General features: G+C 67.4%; 18 protein-coding genes. 9 read left to right on the top strand and 9 right to left on the bottom strand.

Annotated elements, in window-relative coordinates; genetic code table 11:
* Positions 1-7 precede the first annotated feature (7 nt).
* Positions 8-2,086: a molybdopterin-containing oxidoreductase family protein gene (locus tag I3V78_RS12880; RefSeq protein WP_204487573.1), complete on the bottom strand. Its 2,079-nt coding sequence runs from the start codon at positions 2,084-2,086 to the stop codon at positions 8-10.
* A 63-nt stretch (positions 2,087-2,149) separates the two neighbouring features.
* Here I3V78_RS12880 and I3V78_RS12875 point away from each other — a divergent pair, with 63 nt between their 5' ends.
* Positions 2,150-2,683, top strand: a complete 534-nt coding sequence (locus I3V78_RS12875; RefSeq protein ID WP_239576403.1) for a PH domain-containing protein — start codon at positions 2,150-2,152, stop codon at positions 2,681-2,683.
* Positions 2,680-3,432, top strand: a complete 753-nt coding sequence (locus I3V78_RS12870; RefSeq protein ID WP_204487570.1) for a PH domain-containing protein — start codon at positions 2,680-2,682, stop codon at positions 3,430-3,432. Before I3V78_RS12875 ends, I3V78_RS12870 begins: the two co-directional genes overlap by 4 nt.
* A gap of 44 nt (positions 3,433-3,476) precedes the next feature.
* Here I3V78_RS12870 and I3V78_RS12865 read toward each other — a convergent pair whose 3' ends face one another.
* Complete coding sequence (locus tag I3V78_RS12865; protein WP_204487568.1) at positions 3,477-4,295, bottom strand: endonuclease/exonuclease/phosphatase family protein; 819 nt, start codon at positions 4,293-4,295, stop codon at positions 3,477-3,479.
* A gap of 169 nt (positions 4,296-4,464) precedes the next feature.
* Between I3V78_RS12865 and I3V78_RS12860 the strand changes: the two genes are divergently transcribed.
* From I3V78_RS12860 to I3V78_RS12845, 4 genes are all read left to right on the top strand, one after another.
* Positions 4,465-6,180, top strand: coding sequence for a cytochrome P450 (locus I3V78_RS12860; RefSeq protein WP_338023551.1), 1,716 nt, complete (start codon positions 4,465-4,467; stop codon positions 6,178-6,180).
* Between the two features lie 37 nt (positions 6,181-6,217).
* Complete coding sequence (locus I3V78_RS12855; protein ID WP_204487559.1) at positions 6,218-7,225, top strand: terpene synthase family protein; 1,008 nt, start codon at positions 6,218-6,220, stop codon at positions 7,223-7,225.
* 76 nt (positions 7,226-7,301) lie between these two features.
* Positions 7,302-7,763 (top strand): carboxymuconolactone decarboxylase family protein, encoded by a 462-nt coding sequence (locus I3V78_RS12850; protein ID WP_204487556.1) that lies wholly within the window; start codon positions 7,302-7,304, stop codon positions 7,761-7,763.
* Positions 7,753-8,631, top strand: coding sequence for a sigma-70 family RNA polymerase sigma factor (locus I3V78_RS12845; protein WP_204487554.1), 879 nt, complete (start codon positions 7,753-7,755; stop codon positions 8,629-8,631). Before I3V78_RS12850 ends, I3V78_RS12845 begins: the two co-directional genes overlap by 11 nt.
* 5 nt (positions 8,632-8,636) lie before the next feature.
* On the opposite strand, the gene I3V78_RS12840 is transcribed toward I3V78_RS12845, so the two are convergent.
* The gene (locus I3V78_RS12840; RefSeq protein WP_204487552.1) at positions 8,637-9,098 is read right to left on the bottom strand and encodes an SRPBCC family protein; all 462 of its coding nucleotides are present in this window, start codon (positions 9,096-9,098) and stop codon (positions 8,637-8,639) included.
* 83 nt (positions 9,099-9,181) lie between these two features.
* On the opposite strand from I3V78_RS12840, the gene I3V78_RS12835 reads away from it, so the two are divergent.
* Complete coding sequence (locus I3V78_RS12835) at positions 9,182-10,123, top strand: alpha/beta hydrolase family protein (protein ID WP_204487550.1); 942 nt, start codon at positions 9,182-9,184, stop codon at positions 10,121-10,123.
* Between the two features lie 225 nt (positions 10,124-10,348).
* Positions 10,349-11,536 (top strand): hypothetical protein, encoded by a 1,188-nt coding sequence (locus tag I3V78_RS12830; protein WP_204487548.1) that lies wholly within the window; start codon positions 10,349-10,351, stop codon positions 11,534-11,536.
* A 90-nt stretch (positions 11,537-11,626) separates the two neighbouring features.
* Here the strand turns inward: I3V78_RS12830 and I3V78_RS12825 are convergent, their stop codons facing one another.
* The 4 genes from I3V78_RS12825 to I3V78_RS12810 all read right to left on the bottom strand — a co-directional run bounded on the left by I3V78_RS12825 (position 11,627) and on the right by I3V78_RS12810 (position 16,825).
* On the bottom strand, positions 11,627-11,821 hold the full coding sequence (locus tag I3V78_RS12825) for a hypothetical protein (RefSeq protein WP_204487545.1): 195 nt from the start codon (positions 11,819-11,821) through the stop codon (positions 11,627-11,629).
* A 179-nt stretch (positions 11,822-12,000) separates the two neighbouring features.
* Positions 12,001-15,090 (bottom strand): tetratricopeptide repeat protein, encoded by a 3,090-nt coding sequence (locus I3V78_RS12820; protein ID WP_204487543.1) that lies wholly within the window; start codon positions 15,088-15,090, stop codon positions 12,001-12,003.
* Positions 15,091-15,229: 139 nt separating this feature from the next.
* Positions 15,230-15,592, bottom strand: a complete 363-nt coding sequence (locus tag I3V78_RS12815; RefSeq protein ID WP_204487541.1) for a hypothetical protein — start codon at positions 15,590-15,592, stop codon at positions 15,230-15,232.
* A gap of 534 nt (positions 15,593-16,126) precedes the next feature.
* A complete protein-coding gene (locus tag I3V78_RS12810) occupies positions 16,127-16,825 on the bottom strand; it encodes a DNA-binding protein (protein ID WP_239576402.1) in 699 nt (232 codons plus the stop codon).
* A 262-nt stretch (positions 16,826-17,087) separates the two neighbouring features.
* On the opposite strand from I3V78_RS12810, the gene I3V78_RS12805 reads away from it, so the two are divergent.
* Positions 17,088-17,966 (top strand): hypothetical protein, encoded by an 879-nt coding sequence (locus tag I3V78_RS12805; protein ID WP_204487539.1) that lies wholly within the window; start codon positions 17,088-17,090, stop codon positions 17,964-17,966.
* A gap of 138 nt (positions 17,967-18,104) precedes the next feature.
* Here I3V78_RS12805 and I3V78_RS12800 read toward each other — a convergent pair whose 3' ends face one another.
* Together I3V78_RS12800 and I3V78_RS12795 are read right to left on the bottom strand one after the other, a co-directional pair.
* Positions 18,105-19,154 (bottom strand): IS630 family transposase, encoded by a 1,050-nt coding sequence (locus tag I3V78_RS12800; protein WP_338023550.1) that lies wholly within the window; start codon positions 19,152-19,154, stop codon positions 18,105-18,107.
* A gap of 551 nt (positions 19,155-19,705) precedes the next feature.
* A protein-coding gene (locus I3V78_RS12795) for an IS5 family transposase (RefSeq protein ID WP_204487537.1) occupies positions 19,706-20,499 on the bottom strand; the annotation gives its coding sequence in 2 pieces (ribosomal slippage) (positions 19,706-20,163 and positions 20,163-20,499; 795 coding nt in all).
* Positions 20,500-20,782: the final 283 nt, after the last annotated feature.

Genomic DNA, 20,782 nt, shown 5'->3' with positions numbered 1-20,782 from the left:
TTCCCGCTCAGCCCACGGCCTCGACCTCCACGAGGTTGTCGTAGAACGTCGCCCCGCCGCCCATGTCGGTCACCGCCTGCGAAGTCGTGTGATTCACGTTCCGCCCATCAGGGGTGAGCGCGCTTGACCAGAGCGACGGAGCGACAACCACCCCCGGCCGCGCCCTCTCCGTCACGGAGGCCTCGGCCAGGAACGCGCCGCGATCATTCCGGATACGGACCCTCTGGCCGTTGAGGATCGCGCGCGCCGCCGCGTCGGTGGGATGGATCTCCAGCCGCGGGCCCTTCTCGAAGCGCGTCAGCACATTGCTGAACGTGCTGTTCAAGAAGTAATGACCGGGCGGTGAGATGAGCGCCAGCGGATAGCGTGCGAAGAGCTCGGGGCTCGAAGCGCTGCTCTCCCGTGGGGGAGTCCATGTCGGCAGCGGGTCATGGCCGTCGCGGGCCATCCTCGCGGAGAAGAACTCGCACTTGCCGGAGGGCGTCGAGAAGCCTCCTTCGGCGTACGGGGCGAACGGCGTCGGCACATTCAGGCGCACCGAGCCCTCGGCTTGAACGCGCTCGAGTGAGATGCCCGAAAGCCATGGGTGCTCACCGTGCAGCGCCTGCCGGGCCATGGATTCGTCACTGTCCTGGAAGCACGGCTCGCTGAAGCCCATGTGCGCCGCGAGCTTTCTGAAGAGTTCCGTATTCGGGACGGCCTCGCCGAGTGGCGCGATCGCCGCCGCGTTCCACATGACATACAGGTGACCGTACCCGGCGTGCATGTCCACGTGCTCGAGCTGAGTGGTCGCCGGGAGGAGGAGATCCGCGAAGTGGGCCGTGTCCGTGTGGAACTGCTCGTGAACGACCGTGAAGAGATCCTCGCGCTGGAGCCCAGCCTTGACGCGCTCCAGGTCGGGAGCCACGCTGGCGGGATTCGAATTATAGACAAACAGGGCCTTGACGGGTGGGTCGGAGACCTCCGTGAGGATCCGCCCGAGTTCGACCATGTTGAGCGTGCGGGTGCCGGGCGGGATCAGATCGAAACGCTGCAACGCGGCGTGATTGAGCGGAAAGGTTTCGAAGGTCCATAGCTGGACCCCCCCCGAGGCGGAGCGCCAGGCGCCGGTCACCGCGGGCAAGCACGTGATGGCGCGCGCCGCCATCCCTCCGCCCGTGTGGCGCTGCATCCCGAAATTCAGGCGGATGGCCGCGGGCTTGCTCGTCGCGTATTCAACCGCGAGGGCCTCGACCGATGCCGCTGGAATCCCGCAGATGGCCGCCACCCGCTCGGGCGGGTACTCGGCGGCGCGCGCCGCCAGCTCGTTCCGACCCACGCAGTAGCGGGCCATGTAGTCCTCATCGCCCAGCCCGTCGCGGAAGATGACGTGCATCATCCCGAGCGCCAGCGCGGCGTCAGTGCCCGGCAGCAGCGCGATATGCTCGTCGCACTGCTCCGCGGTCCGCGTCTTGCGTGGATCGATCGCAATCACCCGCGCCCCTCTCTTGCGCGCCGCGGTGACGAACGGCCAGAGGTGGGGATTCGAGGTCAACGTGTTGGTGCCCCACAGGAGGATCGTGCGCGCGCCTTCGAAGCTCTCGGTATCCATGCCCATGGAGCTCCCCATGCTGTAGGCCATGCCGACCACGCCGGCGGAGCCGCAGATGGTGCGATCGAGGAGCGAGGCGCCGAGCTTGTGGAAGAACCGTCGATCCATCGAGCTGTTGTGCAGCAGCCCGAGCGTGCCGCTGAACGAGTACGGCAGGATGGCCTGCGGCCCCCACTGCGCGATGATGCCCTTGAACCGGTGCGCGATCTCGTCGAGCGCCTCCTTCCAGGAGATCCGCTCGAAGCGTCCCTCACCTTTCGCGCCCACACGGCGCATCGGGTGGAGCACGCGGCCGGCATGATAGGTCCGCTCCAGGTACCGAGAGACCTTCGCGCAGAGGAAGCCCCGAGTCGTCGGATGGTCGGGATTCCCTCGGACTTCGACAGCTCGGCCAGCCTTGACCGTGGTCAGCATGGAACATGTGTCCGGACAGTTATGCGGGCACACGTTCCGCACGACTGTCGCCCCGGGGTCTTCCGTGACGGTAGCGCTCATCCCAAACAATATACCCCACCGTCGTGCGACAGGAGGTCCGGGCCGGGTAGAGTGGCTGGACCCATGGCGCCTCCTCCCGCGTTCGATCCGCGCGGCCTCACCCGGCCTGCGCCCGTGCTGCTCGGTTATTACACCCTCGTGTCCCTGGCCACGTTGGCCGCCTTCCCCGTCGTCTGGTTGGTGAGCTTCTTTCGCTACCAGACGCTCCAGTACGCCTTCACCGACGACGGGTTCTCGATGAGCTGGGGCATCCTGTTCCGGCGCGAGGTGCACCTCACCTACCGGCGCATCCAGGACATCCACGTCACCCGCAACCTGCTCCAGCGCTGGATGGGCCTGGCCACCATCAGCATCCAGACCGCCAGCGGCAGCGCCACCCCGGAGATGCAGATCGAGGGACTGCTCGAGTTCGAGCCGCTGCGCGATTTCCTCTACATGAAGATGCGCGGCGCCAAGGGGCTCGACAAGCCCGAGGCTCCCGCGCTCCCGGAGTCCGCGCCCTCCGCGGACGAGGCCCTGGCGCTGCTGCGGCGCATCGCCTCGGACCTGGAGGTCGTCGTCTCGTCACTGCCCGCCCGGAAGGACTCCACGCCATGACCCCGCCCCGCACGAGGCAGGCCTCCGCCTGGATCTACCAGGGCCTCTGGGCCGTGTTGACGGACCTCTTCCACGTGCCCGACCAGCCCCCGGTGCTGCCCACCGCCTCCGGTACCCAGGTCGTCTCCCTGCGGCCGTGCACGGGCTGGCTGCGCTACCGCAAGGTGTCCTTCTGGCTCGGCATGCTCAGCACGCTGCTCACGATCGGCGTCGTGGGCGCGCCGCTCCTGCTGACCTCGTCCATCCGGCCCTGGATGCTCGTTCCCGTGCTCGGCCTCGTCGTCCTGTTCGGGCTCGTCGGGTACGTGTCCATCCACCTGGGCTTCGACACCACCTGGTACGTGCTCTCCGACCGCGCCCTGCGCATCCGGCGGGGCGTGTGGACGCTGCACGAGACCACCATCACCTTCGACAACGTGCAGAACGTGAAGATTTCCCAGGGACCCCTCCAGCGGGTCTTCGACTTCTCGGACCTGGTGATCGAAACAGCGGGCGGCGGCGGCGGCGGGCCCCAGCAGAACCTGGAGCAGGCCAGCCACGTCGGTCTGCTCGCGGGCATCGAGAACCCGGCGGCCCTGCGCGAGCAGATCATGAACCGGGTGCGCGCCTCGCGCTCGGCCGGGCTCGGAGACGATCACGACGTGCCGACCCCGCCCTCGGGGGCCTCGCCCACCTGGTCTCCCGCCCACCTGGATGCGCTCCGGCAGATCGCCTCTCACGTGGCGCGGCTGCGCGCCCGCTCGGACTGATCACCCGGAGGGCCACGTCAGCAACACAAGCACAGCGCGGGGCACTACTTCTTCTTGCCAGCCGGGATGTGCACGTTGCTGTAGATCAGCGGATGGTCGCTCGCGCGCCGGACCTTGTTGCTGGTGTCGCGGTCATAGCCGTCGAAGTGCACGGAGGGCGACCCGAAGATCCAGTCGATCCCCACCTGATGCGAGCGCGGGTTCTTCCCATTCATCGCCGCCTCCATGTCGGTGCCCTTCGTGATGTGCTGCCGGGCCTCCGCCTTCTCGTTCATGTCACCCGTCAGGATCACCGGATGGCCGGTCGTCTTCTCCAGGTGCTTGATGAACGCGATCTCCTTCGCGGTCGCGATGTCGCGGTTCTTCTCGTTGTGCGGGTGGCTCTTGGTGTCAGCCGGGTTGTGGACGTTCATCACCCACACCTTCTGCCCGGTCTCCTTGCTCTTCAGCAGCACCACCGGCATCTGCTTCTTGTTGCCCTCGAAGTACGGGACGGTCACGTGCGTCCCCTTCACGAACTCGAACGTGTCCTTGCGCCACGCGACCGAGTTCACCGGGTCCGCGCCCCCGTACTTCCCCGGGTACATGTCGAACTGGTTCCGGGTGTCGTGCATGAACGCCTTGCGCTGGCTCGGCTCGAACTCCTGGAAGCCGATGACGTCCAGCTTGTGCTGCTGAATCGCCTGCGCGGCGAGCTTCATCCGCTCCACGCCGGAGGGGCGGGACGCCTTGTTCCCACCGGGCGCGGTGTGGCTGGCGCCGAGGACGTTGAACGAGCCGATCTTGAAGTCCGTCGGGCCCTTCGACTTGGGGGCGTTGGGGTGGACGGGAGCAGCGTGATGGGCGGGAGCGAGAATCCTCATGCACGGATTCTCGGCGGATGAGAGCCCAAGTTGCTCCCCGCTGTGCACAAGGTGTTGCCCGCGGGTGAATCCGTTTGGACCGCAAGGGTCCGTTCAGCCGTGAAATAATAATCCGTTGGGGACGCTCCAAACGTCTTTCGGAACCGCTCGACGGCAGGGACGCCTCGACATGTGCGCCTGCCCGGCGAGCGCCTGGACGGTCCAGCCATGCGCGGGCCGTGCGTGCCTGCTCGCGAGGGCCCGGGCGAGTTACGAGTCGCCCAGGGCAAAGCGCCAGCCGACTCCGACCGGCAACGGCTGGTGCCTCTCTTCGCCTACGGAGACGGGTCGGAGCGGACATGCCCACGGCAAGCGCATGCGGCTCGGAATGCCAGACACCGCTCGTCAACCCCAGGGGAAGCGGAACCGCGGAGGGAGCCGCATGGACATCCATCCATCGAATCTTTTGATGGGAAACATGAAACCCAGACTCCGCGATCGGTGTCCCCCGCTTCTTTCTTGCAACCGACCACGGTCTGGGATTGGTTGTGCAGGCATGACACAAGCGTCTCTCTTGCAAGTTCCGACGGCCCCCGCTCGGCTACCTTTACTCGGGCATTCGTTGCCACTGCTCAACCGCTCGCGTGAGTTTCTCTGCTCGCTGGCCGAGGTCGGAGGACTGGTCCGTGTCTATATCGGGCAGATGCCCCTGGTCGTGGTCACCGATGCCGAACTCACACGACAGATGTTGAATGACAGCACGACCTTCGACAAAGGAGGCGGGCTGTACGAAAAGCTGAGCGAGTTGACGGGCGCGGGACTGCTCACGAGCCAATCGGAGCTGCACAAGAGGCAGCGTCGTTTGATCCAGCCCTCCTTCAACAGGAACGCCCTCAAGGCCTATTCGGTGGGCATGGCCGGCGTCGTCGAGGAGGCGCTCCGTGGCTGGGAGGATGGCAGGCGGATCGACATCAAGGCCGCCGCCTACCACATCGTCTCTCGGATCTCCGCCCGCTCGATGTTCTCGGCGGAGATGGACGACGCCTCCATTGCCCGGGTGTCCGAGGCCTTGTCCGTCTATCTCAACGGTCTCTTCGTCCGGACGGTGGGGCCGGGGCTGATCTTCGATCTGCTGCCCATTCCAGGCAACCTCCGTTACAAGCAGTCGATCGCGATCCTCCATGAGGAGATACGCAAGATCATCGACGCGTATGTGAATACGGGTGTGGAACGTGAGGACGTCTTGTCCATGCTCCTCAAAGAAAAGGATGAAGAGGAGAAGGCAGGACTATCCCCTCGGGAGGTCCACAATCAAGTCACGACCCTGCTGTTGGCTGGAATCGAAACGTCGGCCGCGACCTTGTGCTGGGCGCTCTACCTGCTGAGCCTTCATCCAGACATCACCCGGAGACTTCACGCCGAACTGGACAGCGTCCTCCAAGGACGAAACGCGCAGTGGGATGACATTCCCCATTTGAAGGAAACACGCAGGATCGTCATGGAGACGCTGCGCCTCTATCCACCGGGTTGGATTTTCACGCGGGTCACGATGCGTGAAACCGTCCTGGGTGGGTATCTGCTTCCACAGGGAACCGGCATCGCCTACAGCCCGTACCTGCTGCACCGCAACCCCAGCGCCTTCCCACAGCCGGACCTCTTCGATCCGGACCGGTGGCTCCCGGAGCGCTCCAAGGATCTGGCGATGAGCAATTTCGTCCCCTTCGGCGGAGGGGCTCGCCGCTGCATTGGTGAAATGCTTGGTTTGACCGAGGTCATGCTGACGTTGGCGACGATCGCCTCGAAATGGGAGGTGCGCGACGTGGAGAACGGGCCGGTCGAACCCGCCCCCGCTCATGTCTCGTTGACACCGAAGCACTTGAGGATGCGGGTCACGCGTCGGAGCTAGCGAGATTCCCTCACCCCCTATTGTCTTGGGAGTTCGAATGAACCCGCAGTTGATTTACCAGGCCCTGGAGACCGTCCCCTGGGGAGATGCTCCCCCCATCAACACGCATTACCCAGGGATCTGCCATGAAACGGATGGCTGGCTGGACAGGGTCGGGCAGACGGACAAGCCGGGCCGCCGTGAGCGCCATCAACGGATCGCGGTCCCCTTGTTCGCGGCCATGGCCTACCCCACGGCGGCTCGCGACCACCTGCTCCTGGCCCATGATTGGATGGCCTGGCTGTTCGAGTATGATGATCAATTCGATGATGGCGCCGACGGTCACAGCACACACAAGGCCAGACGCTCCAGGGAGAGCCTGTTGGCGATCCTGAGCGACCCCCTCGGGACAACGCGCGAGGTCCCGGGGCGAACCCTTCAATCCGGATTGCAGGACATCTGGTCCAGACTGCGGGCCGTCACCCGTCCGCGCATGCAGGCGCGCTTCGCGGGGCACGTGAGCGACTACCTCGAGTCCTACGAGTGGGAGACACACAACCGCCGCATCGGGTATTGTCCTGACGTCGAGGAGTACCTGGAGAAAAGACAGCACACGGGAGCGGCCCATCCGTGCTTCGATTTGATCGTCCCCGCGGCGGGGGTCCGCTGCGATCATCTGGACTTGACGGACTCCAGGCTCCGACGCCTCGAGTATCTCTCGTCGGAGATCATCACCCTGTCCAACGACCTCGTCTCGTTCCCAAAGGAGATGGAGCAGGGAGACGTCCACAACATCGTGATCATCCTCATGAACCGACGCGGCCACTCGGAGCAGGAGGCGATTCGCCAAACGGTCGACTGGATCAAATCCCGCTTGGAGGAATTCGAGAGGAGCGCACGCGAGCTGGGGCGAGACCCCCGCGCCTCGAACGAGGACACCCGGCTTTACCTGCACGGGCTGAAGGTCTGGTACCTGGCCAACTATTTCTGGTCGCTGAGGTGCAGCCGCTTCGTCGTCGACGGTGGGGGGTCACGCGAGACTCCTGAGCGGGCAGCAGGCGGATAAATTCGGCGGAAAAGCCATGTCACAGCGGCGTCGGGTGTCTCGTCCTGGGGGCGAACCCACGGAGAAGGAGCCCCCCATGGACGCCCGACTGAATGCCTGGACCGCCGAGCCGGAGTTGATGAAGGTCATGCTCACCCTGAGCGAGAAGATCGCCCACTGCGGGCTGGAGCACAGCCTGCTGGAACTGGTGAAGATCCGCGCCTCGCAGATCAACGGATGCGCCTTCTGCCTCCATATGCACACCCGGGATGCCCGCGCGCAAGGCGAGACGGAGGAGCGCATCTACCTGCTGAGCGCCTGGCGCGAATCGCCCCTTTACACCGAGCGTGAGCGGGCCGCCATGACCTGGACCGAGGCCCTCACGCTCGTGTCCCAGACGCACGCGCCGGACGCGGACTACGCCGCGGTCCGGGCGCATTTCTCCGAGCAGGAGACCGTGAAGTTGAGCCTGGCGATCTCCCTCATCAACGCCTGGAACCGGATTGCCGTCGGCTTCCGGCACATCCATCCGGTCGCCTCGCGCAGTGATGCCGCCTGACGACCTCTCCCCGGGCGCTTTCGACCCGCTCCGCCCGCGCCTGCTCCGCATCGCCTACCGGATGCTGGGCAGTGCCGCGGAGGCGGAAGACGTGGTGCAGGAAGCCTATCTGCGCTGGCACCAGACGGACCGCACCGCCATCCGGGACCCGAGCGCCGTGCTCGTGCGCACGGTGACGCGCCTGTGCCTGGACGTCCTGAAGTCCGCCCGAGTCCGGCATGAGCAGTACATGGGCACCTGGCTGCCCGAGCCCATCGTCGAGCCCCTGGAAGGTGACGACTTGACGCTGACCCTGATGATGGCCCTGGAGCGCCTGTCACCGCTGGAACGGGCCGCCTTCCTGCTCCACGACGTGTTTGGCATGGACTTCGACGAGGTGGCGCGTGCCATTGGCCGAGACCCCGCCGCCTGTCGGCAGCTCGCCAGCCGGGCGCGCGGCCACGTGCGCGACGCCCGGCCCCGCTTCCCCGTCACCGAGAACCAGGGCCGCGAGCTGGCCTCCGCGTTCTTCACCGCGACCCGCAGCGGGGACGTGGGCGCGCTCCAGGCGCTGCTCACCCAGGACGTGGTCCTCTACGCCGACGGCGGAGGCAAAACGAAGGCGGCCCTCCACCCCATCTACGGGCTGGAGAAGAACCTGCGCTTCGCCGCGGGAATCTTCCAGCGCATGGGACCCGACGCCTCACGCCTCGTGTACGAGGGGAAGATCGACGGGCTGCCCGGCTTCATCACCGCCGAGCCCGATGGGTCATGGCAGAGCACGGCCCTCGCCATCGACGCGGGCCGGATCGTCGCCATCTACATCACGCGCAACCCCGACAAGCTGCGCGCGCTCCTCCGGACCCTGGGCCTGGAAACCCCGTCCTGAGCACCTCATCGCGCACCGCTCCGCTCGACGAGCGCCTGCTTCACGTTCGCCAACAGGCTCGCGTGCGCCGCCCGAGCGGTCTTCACGGTGAAGCCCAGCAGCGGACGCGGCGCTTCGATGGTCGTGGTCTCGCGCAGCAGGGTTCCCCCCTCCTGGGCGTGCCAGCGGTAGCGGTTGAGCACGTGGATGAAGGGAAAACTCCACGCGTGTCCATCGAGCCCGCCGGCGACCGGAACCACCTGGGCCCGGTACCGGGCCCGAAACGTGAGGCCTCCGATCGTGTGTCGGTCGGTGATGCGGAGCATCCCCGGGGCACGCGGCTCCTCGTCGATGGCGATGACGAGGGGCTGGAGGCGGATCCACTCCTGGGGCCGGGAGAGCAGCGCGAGGACGGCCTCGGGGGCCACGGGAATGAAGATGTCGTGGTCGAAACCGCCTTGGGCGAGCACGAGTGACTGGAGGCGCATGGGACTGTCTACCACCCCGCCGCGCGTCCAACGCCTTATGCTCTGGAGCCCGCCCGTGGCGTTCGCGGCGGAGAGGACGCTCCATGAAACAGCTGACCGTGACCCTGGCCTCGTTCGCGCTGCTTTCCTGCACTCCGCTGGCTTCCGGGACGAAGCCGGCGGGCGCACCCGGGGACAGGGCCGTGGTCGACCCGCCGCGCGACACCGCGCACCCGGCCCGCAACCAGCAACTGCTCATCGAGAGCCACGGCTCGCGGATGAACGCCCTCTTCTTCCTGGCCAGCGGCGCGGGGCCGCACCCCACGATGCTCCTGCTGCATGGCCTGCCGGGTAACGAGCGCAACCTCGACCTGGCCCAGGCGGTACGCCGGGCCGGGTGGAACGTCCTGACCTTCACCTATCGAGGGGCCTGGGGCAGCGAGGGCGACTTCTCGATCGCCCACGGCCTGGAGGACACCGCCGCCGCCATGGCGTTCCTCCGCTCGCCCGAGGCGATCCGCGCCCATGGCATCGACGTGAATCGACTGGTCATCGCCGGCCACTCGATGGGTGGCTACGCGGCGGCGCACGAGGCGGCGGCCGAACACGACAGCCAGCCGCCGTTGGCGGGGCTGGTCCTGCTGGACGCCTGGAACATCGCCCGCAGCGCCGCCAGGGCGAGCACGGCGGGACCCAACGGCCGCGCCCACATGGTCGCCAACCTGAACGACTTCGGACGCGCCCTGCACGGCGCCACTCCCGAGAGCACCGCCGACGAGCTCCTCTCCCAGGGGCCCGGATGGAGCCTCCCGGCACTGGCGCCGAGGCTGACGCGTGTCCCCATCCTGTCGATCTACGCCACCCATGGCAGCGCGACCGAGAACAAGCGCGTGGCCGAGGCCCTGCGCGAGGCCGGCGCGCGAGTCGACACGGCCGAGCTCGACAGCGACCATGCCTTCGCCGATCACCGGATTGAACTGGCGCGCGAGCTGGTGCGCTGGTTGGAGCGGCCGCGCGAGCCCTCGGCCCCTCCCGAGGGGACCTGAGGAAAACGCTGGCAAAAAGTGGGCTTGAGCCGCTGATGGGTCAGCCGGGGAATTGACACGTCGGCGCGGAGGGCTGACACGCCGGTTTCCCAGGCGAAGCCTGCTTCATGGTCGGAGTCGAGGAGAGGAACTCCCTCGGCCGGCGGTGCTGGCTCGTCTTCTGCACTGTCGCCCCATCGCGCACCCCATGGCGCGAAGCGGCTCCAAACCTTTGCGGAAGGCTCCATGTCATCCACCATCCAGCCCCTCAATCTCTGTCAGAAGGCCTATCTCCTTACCTACGAGTCCGGTGGCTTGGGCGCCACGCAGGGCGACGAAAGCACGCTGGCCCAGAAGCAGAAAACCAAGCTCACCCACTTCCTGGCCCAGCCGGACATCCAGGCCGCCATGGAGGGTCAGTGGTCGCTCGTCTGGGGCCCTGCTGTCTTCGAGCATCAGCCCGGCGAGACGAGCTACGCGGACAACGTCATGTACGTCGCTGCGAGCCCCGACCAGTCCGTCTACGTCGTCGCCATCGCGGGGACCAACATGTCTTCGGAGTATGATCAGAAAACCGAGGACCTCAGCGTCAACACCACGAAGCTCTGGACAGAGGCGTTCCCGTCGCTGAAGCCCTACGGAGTGCCCTCGGGCATCAAACCCTGGCCCGTTGTCTCGAAGGGGACCGCGTTGGGCGTCAACTCCCTGCTGGGGATGAAGGACCCGGCGACCCACAAGGGCTTGGTGGAGTTTCTGCACTCGCTGAGCGCGACGGAGTCAAAGACGCTCATCTTCGGCGGCCACAGTCTGGGTGGCGCGCTGGCGCCGACGCTCGCCCTGGCCCTGTTCAATCCGTCGGGCGGGCAGTTCAGCACCGGGAAATGGGGCCACGTCTACGTGCTCCCGGTGGCCGGTCCCACTCCTGGCAACCAGGGCCTCTCCCAGTTCTTCTCCCAGGTATTTCCGCCGGTCAGCCTGAACCTGCCCCAGCCCCACTATGCCTGGAACCAGAACATCTGGAACAACCTCGACGCCATTCCGCATGCATGGGTCACCGACATGCTCCGGCGGATTCCCTCCCTCTATCCCGCGACCTGGGATGAGGGACAGGTCCCCTCGAAGCTCGCGAATGACATCAACGGCGCCGTCCTGCTTTCGCTGGCCGGCGGCGCCCTTCCCGGTCCCTACACGCAACTGCCCAACATCGAGGTGCCAGGCACCTTCGAGCCCTCGATCGGGCGTGTTCATGACTACGAGTCCTTCTTCACCCAGGTCGGGTTCCAACACGTGACGGCCTACGAGGTCCTCTTCGAGATCCAGACGCTGGCCTCCAGGGACACCCGCTCCGCATTCCAAGAGATGTTCAAGCAACGGTTGGTCCCCTTCATGGGAATGGCCGCCAAGAGCGAGCTCGCCGCCGCGACCGCACGCTGACCCGACGTGGCCCCGCTTCACGCGAAGCCCCGAGCCCGCGGCGTCCCTCGCCGGGGGCGCCTGCTAGCGGCGCGCCCACGGCGCGGCACGTCAGGGCATTCGCTCGGCGGCGGACATCAGGTACTGGTTCAGGTCGGCATCCGAGAACGCGGGGAACCAGGCCGCCGCGTTGCGCAGCCCACCGAGCGCCACCGCCAGGTACACCTGTTCCTCGGGCGTCATCGGCGCCTCTCCGAAGAGCAGCCGGATGCGCTCGGCGAAGCGCTCCATCTTCTCGTGGACCACCTGCCCCGGCTCCCTTTCAGTACCCAGGATGGGGGTGGGCTGGAAGGCGGCTAGATCCACCTGTTCCCTTGTCGAGTCCAAGAGGACAGCCCCTGCTGTCATCCAGGGTTCCTTGAGCGTGGCCCGCGAGAGCGTGGCGGCCCCGGGCCGTTCGCGGCTCACGTGCGGCCCGTGGGGCCTCATGACGCCAGGGCGCGTGCCTGCTTCTGGAGGCGCTCGAGGGTAGCCCCGCGCTCCTGGAGCTCGGCGGGCAGTGGCCGCTCGAGGGCGGAGTAGAGAATCCGCAGGGCGGAGAGCAGGAGGGCCATGACCGCCGCGTACTTGGAGTGGTGCTCCAGGTGGGGCCAGAGGATGTCGATGGCCTCGTGAGCGGGGGCGAGTGCTTCCTCGCACCGCTCCATCCCCCCCAGCGTCGAGCTCAGGGAGCTGAGGCTCACGGCGAGGTCGGACGGGATGCGCTCGGGGTTCTGTCGCGCCAGGGCCCGGTGCAGTTCCACGGCCTCCACCGCCGCTGGCAGCGCCTCTTCGCACCTCTTCTGCTCGAGCAAGGTACTCCACTGGAGCTCGAGGCTGTCCGCCAGGAGGGGCCAGTATTGCCCGGGGTCGTAGCGCGCCAGCTCGCGGCGCAGGTTCACCGCCTCCTGTGCGGCTGCCAGCGCCTCCTCGTGCCGCTCCAGGCGGCTCAGCGTCGCGCCCAGCGAGTGGAGGCTCGCGGCGAGGTCCGGCTGGTACTCACCCGGCACGTGCGCCACCAGTTGCTGGTACAGGTTCACCGCTTCCTCGAGGACTGGCCGCGCCTCCTCGTGCCTCTCCAGTTCCTTCAGCGTGTCACCCTGACGCTGGAGGAGCGACGCGAGGGCGGGCCGGAAGGCGTCCGGCGCTCTTCCGGCCAGGGCGCGGTACAGCGCCGCGGCCTCGCTCGTCGCCGTCAGCGCCTCCTCGTGCCGCCGTGTCCCGTGCAGCCTGTGGCCCAGCACGTCGAGGCTCGAGGCGAGGCCGGGCGGGAAGGCCTCGGGGTCTCGCCGTGCCAGCTCGCGCCGGAGCTCCACCGCTGCTCGCGCGAGCGGCAGCGACTCCTCACGCTGCCCTCTCGCGAACAGGGAGGCGTTCAGCAAGCCGAAGCTGTCGGCCAGTCCGTGGTTGAAGGCCTCGGGATGGTGCTGGCTCAGGGCACGCCAGTGCTCCACCGCCTCCCGTACGGCGGGCCCCTCCGGGTGCCTCCCCAGCGTGTTCGAGAGCGAGCCCAGGCGGCCAAGGCCGCCCGCCGGGCCCGGAGGGAGCGCGGCGAGGAAGAGGCGCACCGCCATCCACGCGGCCGAGGCCACGCGGTCGACGACCGACACCGTGTTCAAGTCCTTCGCCAGGCGGGGGAGCGCCGCCGCCTTGTACAACCCCTCGGCCAGATCGTTGAGCTGGCCCGCCAGGGTGGACAGCAACCCCGCGGAGCCGTGCGGCGCGAGGGCCCACGAAAGCTCCACCGCCTGGGGCGCGGCCGTGAGCGCCTCGGCGCGTCCGCCCAGGTCCATCAACAGGGCCTCCAGCGTCTCGAGGCTCCTGCCCACGACGGGAAGGCTCGCCTTGATGTCCTGGTCGTGGACGCTGTTGTTCGGCTCGATGGGTGGCGTCAGTGCCCGGCAGCGCTCGACGGCCTCGGCCGCGGTCTTCAGTGCCTCCTCGTGCCGCCCCAGGACGCGCAACCTGTGGACCAGGTCGTTGAGACTCGAGGCGAGGGCGAGCCCGGGCCCGTGCGGATGGAGCTGGGTCCGGGTGCGGCACAGGTCCACCGCCTCCTGCGTGGCCTTCAGCGCCGCCTCGTGCCTGCCCTGCCGGCTCGCCCTGTCGCCCAGGACGCGGAGGCTCGAGGCGAGGTCGGACAGGAAGACGTTCGGGTCGCGGTGGGCCCGGAAGACCCGGCGCAGCTCCACGGCCTCGCCCGTCGCCTGCAGTTCCTCCTCGTATCGCGCCGTCTCGTACGAGCGGTGGCCCAGGACGAGGAGGCTGTCCGCCAGGTGGTGCACGAACGCATCGGGGTCGCGCCGCGCCAGGGCGCGGTACAGGTCCACCGCCTCCCGGGTGGCCGTCAGTGCCTGCTCGCGCGACTCCGGGTGCTTCGAGTCCTCCCACCTGTCGCCCAGGCCGCGGAGGCTCAGGGCGAAGCCGGGCTGGAAGGTGTCTGGGTCGCGTTGCGCCAGGGCGCGGTACAGGTCCACCGCCTCCCGGGCGGCCGTCAGCGCCTCGTCGTGCCGCTGCGTCCCGTGCAGCCTGTGGCCCAGCGTGACGAGGCTCGAGGCGAGGCCGGGCAGGAAGGCCTCGGGGTCTCGCCGTGCCAGCTCGCGCCGGAGCTCCACCGCGCCTTGCGCGGACGCCAGCGCCTCCTCGTGTCTCTCCAGGTCGTCCAGGACCCTGCTCAGGTGGGTGAAGCTGTCGGCGAGTCCGGGGTGGAAGGCCTCGGGGTTGCGCCGCGCCAGGGCCCGCCACAGCTCCACCGCCTCCCCGGCGAGGGACTCCACCAGGTGCCGCGCCCCGAAGGTGTTCCAGAGCGAGCCCAGTTGGCCGAGGGGCTCGGCCGGGCCGGGTTGGAGCGCCGCGAGGAAGAGGAGGATCGCGAACCATGCGGCCGACCCCTCCTCATTGGAGACCGCGCTCTCGCCGTACCAGAAGAGGTGCATCTCCTTCCACGCGGCGGGCGCCACCTCGAGCTCGCCCCCCAGGGTGGACCAACTGGCCAGCTGGTTGAGTTGGCCCGCCAGGCCGAGAAGGAGCGCCGCGGAATCTCGCCCCGCCAGCGGCCCGGCGTGTCCGCCCAGGTGCTTCAACACGGTGTGCGGAAGCTGGATGCCGAGGCGCGCGAGGTTCACGAACAGATCCATGGTCATGTCGTCGTCCACCCGGCCGTGCCGGAGGGACTGTGCCATCGCCCACCAGAGCTCGACGGCCCCGGCCGCCCACTTCAGCGCCTCCTCGTACTGGCCCCGCGCGAGCAGCGCGTCGACCAGGTGGGAAAAAGTGAGCCAGACGATCCCGGACTGGAGCCCCGTCGGATTGAGCGGCACCAGCGAACGGAGCACGTCCACCGCCTCCTGGAAGACGGGCAACGCCTCCTCGCGCCTGTCCAAGGCGTACAACGTCCTGCCCAGGTTCGCGAGGCTCGTGGCGAGACGGCGCAGGCCATCGGCGTCCGGGTTGCCGCGCACCAGCGCCCGGTGCCGCTCGACGTCCTCGATCGCCTCCTCCAGCGTGTCGTCCATCCGGAGAGCATAGGACAGCACCAGCGGCTCACCTGCAGGGTGAGGCTTGACCCGCCTCTGAGCGGATTCCAGCCCAATCAGTCGTTCCCAGGCTCCCTGCCGGAAGATGGGGTCGCCGTGTATACCGGCGAGGCGGTGAGCGCGTCGGCGCGCACCGGGCTCACGGCGTCGCGGGCGCGCGCACCGCGTTCCAGTTGAAGAGGAAATCGCGGTGCTCGGCCCAGGTCTGGCCCTGCACGGTGTCGCCGACCAGGCAGGCGGCGGTGTGATACGGGCCAGCGCCGTCGGTGGTGCGGAAGCTGACGCAGGTGCGCCCGCGCGCCGTCTTCCACCGGCCCGCGAGGATCTTGCTGTCGTAGAAGCTGCCCGACACCGTGCCGTCCGCCGCGAGCTTCAGCGTCATCGGGCGGGTATAGGGCTCGTCCTTCTTGACCGAGAGGTCGACGGTCCAGTGGCCCTCGAGCGATGGGGCCTCGGCCGCTGCCAGCAGCAGGGGCAGGGTGAAGAGCAGGTAGGCGTGCATCGGGGTCCTCCAGGTTGTTTGCGCGATTTGCACCCGGACCGTTGGCACGGTCAATCCCACGGCCCTGCCAGCGGCGCTGACCTCGCCCGGACACGCGGGGCGCGGGCCGCACCCCACGATGCTCCTGCTGCATGGCCTGCCGGGCAACGAGCGCAACCTCGACCTGGCGCAGGCGGTACATCGCCCGCAGCGCCGCCAGGGCGAGCACGGCGGGACCCAACGGCCGCGCCCACATGGTCGCCAACCTGAGCGACTTCGGACGCGCCCTGTACGGCGCCACCCCCGAGAGCACCGCCGACGAGCTCCTCTCCCAGGGGCCCGGATGGAGCCTCCCGGCACTCGCGCCGAGGCTGACGCGTGTCCCCATCCTGTCGATCTACGGCCCACCCCGAGGGCACTTGAAGACAACGCGGGCAAGAAAAGCCACCTCGAAGCCCTTGAGCGCTCTCTGTGTTCAACGGGGGGGGCCTCGGCGTGCTGGGCTGTCTGGTATGGGTGGCCTGATAGCCGCGCCCGCCCCCGTGGCGGCCCGCGCTACTGCACCACCAGATCCGAGGGCTGTCGCGGAGCCAGCTCGTAGGTGGTCTTGTATTGGGTGGAGAAGCCTGTCACCTGGAGGTGCTGCCCCGCGGTGATGGCGCGCAACCGGTCGGGCTCGAATCCCGCCGAGACGTGGACGAAGATCTGCACCTCGCCCGAGCCGTCGTTGAAGTACAGCTTGTAGCCGTAGGGCGAGTCATCCTCGAAGATCCGCGTCACGTTGCCGGAGGCGCGCACCAGCAGGCCCTCGGTGGACTCGTTGATGCCGCCGGTGGTCACGTCCCGGCTCTCGATCTTCTGGGTGCCGGACAGCTTCTCCACCGAGGCGGGCTCGCTCTCCAGGATGCGCAGCTGGGCCTCGTCCTTCAGGGTGCCCGTCACGCGCACCCGGGTCCCCACGCCGAAGTCGAGCTTCTGGGCCAGCTTCACGTAGATGCCACCGGTGGCGTCCTGGATGGCGAAGCCCTCGTTGTTCATGGCGGACACGAACGTGCCGGGCGCCACCGTGACGTACCCTTCCACGGTTACCTGGGTGCCCTTGGCGAGGGCGCGCGCCTCGGCAATGGGCAGGCCGGTGCTCGTGGGCGAGTCGCCGCTCGTGGGCGAGTCACCGCTCGTGGGCGAGTCGCCGCACCCGGTGGACAGGGCGCAGGTCAGGAGGAGGAAGCGGAGTGAAGGGAAGTTCAGGATCATCCGGACATCCTAGCTCTTCCGCCGCGCGACTCCCGCCCTTCGTTCTGTCACGACATTCGGTGGACAGCGGCGTGGGCACGAAGATTTTCCTCAAGGGCTCGCGCAGCCATCTCCACCGACCGGCTCACGGCTCGACCGGCCCCCGTCAGGCCCTCCTCGGCCTCTCCGCACCAGCCCTCTCCCCTCAACACGGCCTTTGTCCTGCCTATACGCCGCCGAGTAGACCAGGATGGCGCCCACCCCACTCAGCCGGAGGTCGTCCATGCCACGAAGAACGAGCGCTCATTCACTCCTGGGAGGCCTGCTGCTTCTCACGGCGCGCCTGGCCTGGGCCAGTTCCCCTCCGCCTCCCGAGCCCGAGACGAATGAATCGCCCCAGGTGCAAGGCGAGCTGTTCGTCTGGTCGGGCGGGGCCACCCGGGCCGAGGCCGAGGCCCAAAAGAAGCACTTCGCGGCCTATCAACGGGTGCTCGAGTCCGTGCTCACGCTCGAACCCCAGGTGCTGGAAAGTGCGCGCATCGAGGGCCTCAAGCCGGGCTTCTTCGTCGTCGCGCTCGGCGTCTGTCCCAAGGCGGAGACGACGTTGTTGAAGGTCTTCCAGGCCCTCGCCCCGGAGGTCTACACGCGGACCGTGAAGTATGCGCCGACGCATGACCTCCCCGCGCTGGATTGTCCCCAGATGGCGGAGGCCACCAGCAATGATGACGGCGAGCCCGTTCGCTGGAAAATCGAGCGCACCGAGCGAGTCGTCCAGGGCAAGAGCACACTCATCGCGCTGACCTTCAGTTACTACTGGTCACAGCAGGGAGACTTCGGGAGTTCCTATTTCAACGTGAAGGCGCTCTACTTCGGGGTGGACAAGAAGCGACGGCTCCTGGATTCCAAGACGTATTCCGGTCCCACGGATGCCTCGGAGCTCGAGTCCCTCAAGATTGAAGAAGAACAGCTCGTGGCCGAGGTGAAGTATGGAGATCCCCGGTGCGAGCCCTCCAGCGATTATTTCAAAGGCTGGAGGCGGAGGGTCCGGGCGGCTCTCGACAAGGGGAAGATCAAGCTCACGGAGGGAGAACCGCATTTGCGCGAGGAAGGCCCGTGCGGCTATGCGGACGAGGCACGGCTCCTGCGTGGCGAGAGCCCCTGACCTATCGGTTCGGGGCAAAGAAAAAGCCCAGCAACCCGGTGAGGTTGCTGGGCTTCTCCGTGTGGAGGCGGCGGGAATCGAACCCGCTGGCGGCAGAACCGCGCGCCCTAAACGACCGCTCATGATTCCCGAACGACCCTATGCGGCAAGGGGGGCATACCCGCTGCGCAGGGTTGGATGAGAGGTGGCGTGGACGTTGCGGCCTGCGAGGTAGGCGTCCACATCGCCCAGAAGGGAGTCCAGGTTCGCGCGACGGTGATTCCGAGTGACGTGGGCGTGGACGTCCCACCACACCCGCTCAATCTTGTTGGCCGAGGGGCAATAGGGCGGCAGGAAGTGCAGCACGACCCGCCCTCCCAGCGCCGCGAGTGCACGTCTTGTCTTCTGGCCGTGGTGCATCGAGGCATTGTCCAGGATGACGTGCAGTCGCGTGGCCCGCGGATGCTCCTGGACAAGCGCGTGCAGCAGCTCGATGAACAGGTCACTCGTCTTGTTCGCGCCTTTCACCCAGGTGAGGCGTCCCGTCCTGGACTCCAGCGCCCCCCCGACATACCCCTTGCGATTATTCCCGGGCGTGACCAGCAGTCGCCTGTGGCCGGGCAGCATCCAGTCCCAGCCTGGCTTGGGGTTGAGGTGCACATCCATCTCATCTTCATAAAAGACAGGCTCGTTCGCCGTGGCATGGGCCGCCAGGCACTTGAGCTGCCATACGCGGCGAGCGCGGCGGGGCGCGGGCCATGGACACAGCACGACGGGTCGAGGCCGCTTGAGGCTCGCGCCGACTCGCTCCAGGGCTCGGCCCACGCTCGTCACCGATACCCGAGGCAGACCTCTCCGCTCCAACTCGCACGCCAGCAATTCGCGCGTCCACGTCGTGCGCAACCACCCCATGTCTTGGGGCGTGCCCTCCAGCACTTGCTTCAGCTGAGCCTCATAGGGCTCGCCCACCTTGCGTCGGCCATTGCCCGCTCTTCTGTCCAGCAGTCCGTGGCGGCCTGTCTGCTTGTAGCGCCGCACGGCATCCGCCACCGTGGACACCGAGCACAACAACTCGCGAGCCACCGCCCGGTACGACAGCCCCTGGCCCACCTTCGCCACCGCCATGCAACGTCGCAAGGTCAGCGGGCAGCCCTTCTTCTCCGCCCACCGCAGCAGCTTTCTCCTCTGGCCCGCCCTCAGCCTCAGCACCACCTTGCCTTGAGGGAGGGCTCTTCTCGTCTTCTGGTTCTTGCGCACACAAAGCCGAACGAGTCGGGTCTCTCCCTCTTCCTTCCCTCTGCGGCCTACCCCTGGCCTGCCTACCCTCCAGGCCGTTCGAGAATCACGGCCCGTCGTTTAGGGACCAGAGGCACATCCCCATTTTTCCTATGATAACGGAGCGCTCATCTGTCCGGGCGAGTTCAGGCGCGTCCGCTCGGTTTGGTCCCCTTGGACAAAGCGGTTGCAGCTGGCTTTCTGCAACCACCTGCTGGATGTCTCCCGCGCCTGTCCCGCCGAAGCCTACCCCGAGGTTCTGCTCGTCATCGACAACGCGCCTGGCACCGCAGACGACCCGTGGACTGGGTCTTGAAGCGCTGTCCTCACATGAAGCTTTATCGATTGCCGCCCTACAACCCCCAACTACAGCCCATTGAGCGACTGTGGCGCTTGCTGCGCCGCCGTGCCACGCACAACCAGTTCCTCCCTGAACTGGCGCGGCTTCAGCTCGTGACCCCAGGCCGTACTCCAACTAAGAGAGCCTAACTCAACCTCCGGATGAGGATGAGGCAGCAGGCGAGCTGGAGGAAGGCGAAGTGGATGTCGTCGCGCACTTCGTAGCGGATGACGAGGCGGCGAAAGAACTTCAACCAAGCAAAGGTCCGTTCCACCACCCACCGGTGGCGGCCCAGGCGAGTGGAGGACTCCACGCCCCGGCGAGCAATCCTCGGTTGGATGTGCCGCTGACGCAGTCCCTGGCGCACACGCGGATAATCGTAGCCCTTGTCCGCATGCAATTTGCCGGGCCGCCTGCGCGACGCGCCCCGCGGCGACTTCACGCGAGGAATCTCGTCCACGAGCGGCAGCGCCTCACGACTGTCATGCGTGTTGGCCGGAGTGAGGGACTCGGCCAGCGGCAGGCCCGCGCCGTCGGTCACCAGGTGGTGCTTGCTGCCCGGACGCCCTCGGTCCGTCGGGTTGGGGCCGGTGAGTAGACCCCCCTTTTTGCCGGCACCGACGTGGAGTCGATGGCGGCTCGTTTCCAGTCAATCAGGTCCTGGCCTCCCAACTCCGCCTCCAGCAGTCGCTGGAGGCGTTCCCACACTCCCGCTTCGGCCCAGTCGCGTAGGCGTCGCCAGCACGTCATGCCGCACACGCCGAACACCTCGGCGGGCAGCAACTCCCAGGGGATGTTGGCCTTGAGCACGAAGATGATGCCGCGCAGCGCGAGCCGGTCCTCTTTCCAGGGCCGCCCGCCCTTGGGTTGAGGAGGATGGACGGGCAGCAGGTCCTTCACGCGCACCCACAGGACGTCCGGCAGCAGTTCTCTGGCCATACCTCCAAGGTGGTTACGCCCAGGCTACTCCGCAAGTTAAGTTAGGCTCTCTAATTGGCGCTTCTTGGTCCCCCGACTGATCCACCCGAGCCGTGAATGAGCGCCACCTTCACGACAGCTTCATCACCGCGCGGATTGCCATAGCCCGGGTGATTGCCACTTGGTTGCCGCGCTGCCCCTGCTGTCACCGCTCCAACACCCAGCGCCCATTACATCACCCGGCAAGTTGCATCGCGCACCTGCTGGGTCCCTGACGCAGCAATGCTAAGCATGCAAAATATTG

The organism is Archangium primigenium, assembly GCF_016904885.1.
Classification (GTDB): Bacteria; Myxococcota; Myxococcia; order Myxococcales; family Myxococcaceae; genus Cystobacter; species Cystobacter primigenius.
This window is presented reverse-complemented; position numbering and strand designations above follow the sequence as displayed.

Coding starts and splice junctions, on each gene's coding strand:
- I3V78_RS12880 (WP_204487573.1), bottom strand. CDS start 2,086: ATGAGCGCTACCGTCACGGAAGACCCCGGGGCGACAGTCGTGCGGAAC.
- I3V78_RS12875 (WP_239576403.1), top strand. CDS start 2,150: ATGGCGCCTCCTCCCGCGTTCGATCCGCGCGGCCTCACCCGGCCTGCG.
- I3V78_RS12870 (WP_204487570.1), top strand. CDS start 2,680: ATGACCCCGCCCCGCACGAGGCAGGCCTCCGCCTGGATCTACCAGGGC.
- I3V78_RS12865 (WP_204487568.1), bottom strand. CDS start 4,295: ATGAGGATTCTCGCTCCCGCCCATCACGCTGCTCCCGTCCACCCCAAC.
- I3V78_RS12860 (WP_338023551.1), top strand. CDS start 4,465: ATGTGCGCCTGCCCGGCGAGCGCCTGGACGGTCCAGCCATGCGCGGGC.
- I3V78_RS12855 (WP_204487559.1), top strand. CDS start 6,218: ATGAACCCGCAGTTGATTTACCAGGCCCTGGAGACCGTCCCCTGGGGA.
- I3V78_RS12850 (WP_204487556.1), top strand. CDS start 7,302: ATGGACGCCCGACTGAATGCCTGGACCGCCGAGCCGGAGTTGATGAAG.
- I3V78_RS12845 (WP_204487554.1), top strand. CDS start 7,753: ATGCCGCCTGACGACCTCTCCCCGGGCGCTTTCGACCCGCTCCGCCCG.
- I3V78_RS12840 (WP_204487552.1), bottom strand. CDS start 9,098: ATGCGCCTCCAGTCACTCGTGCTCGCCCAAGGCGGTTTCGACCACGAC.
- I3V78_RS12835 (WP_204487550.1), top strand. CDS start 9,182: ATGAAACAGCTGACCGTGACCCTGGCCTCGTTCGCGCTGCTTTCCTGC.
- I3V78_RS12830 (WP_204487548.1), top strand. CDS start 10,349: ATGTCATCCACCATCCAGCCCCTCAATCTCTGTCAGAAGGCCTATCTC.
- I3V78_RS12815 (WP_204487541.1), bottom strand. CDS start 15,592: ATGCACGCCTACCTGCTCTTCACCCTGCCCCTGCTGCTGGCAGCGGCC.
- I3V78_RS12810 (WP_239576402.1), bottom strand. CDS start 16,825: ATGATCCTGAACTTCCCTTCACTCCGCTTCCTCCTCCTGACCTGCGCC.
- I3V78_RS12805 (WP_204487539.1), top strand. CDS start 17,088: ATGCCACGAAGAACGAGCGCTCATTCACTCCTGGGAGGCCTGCTGCTT.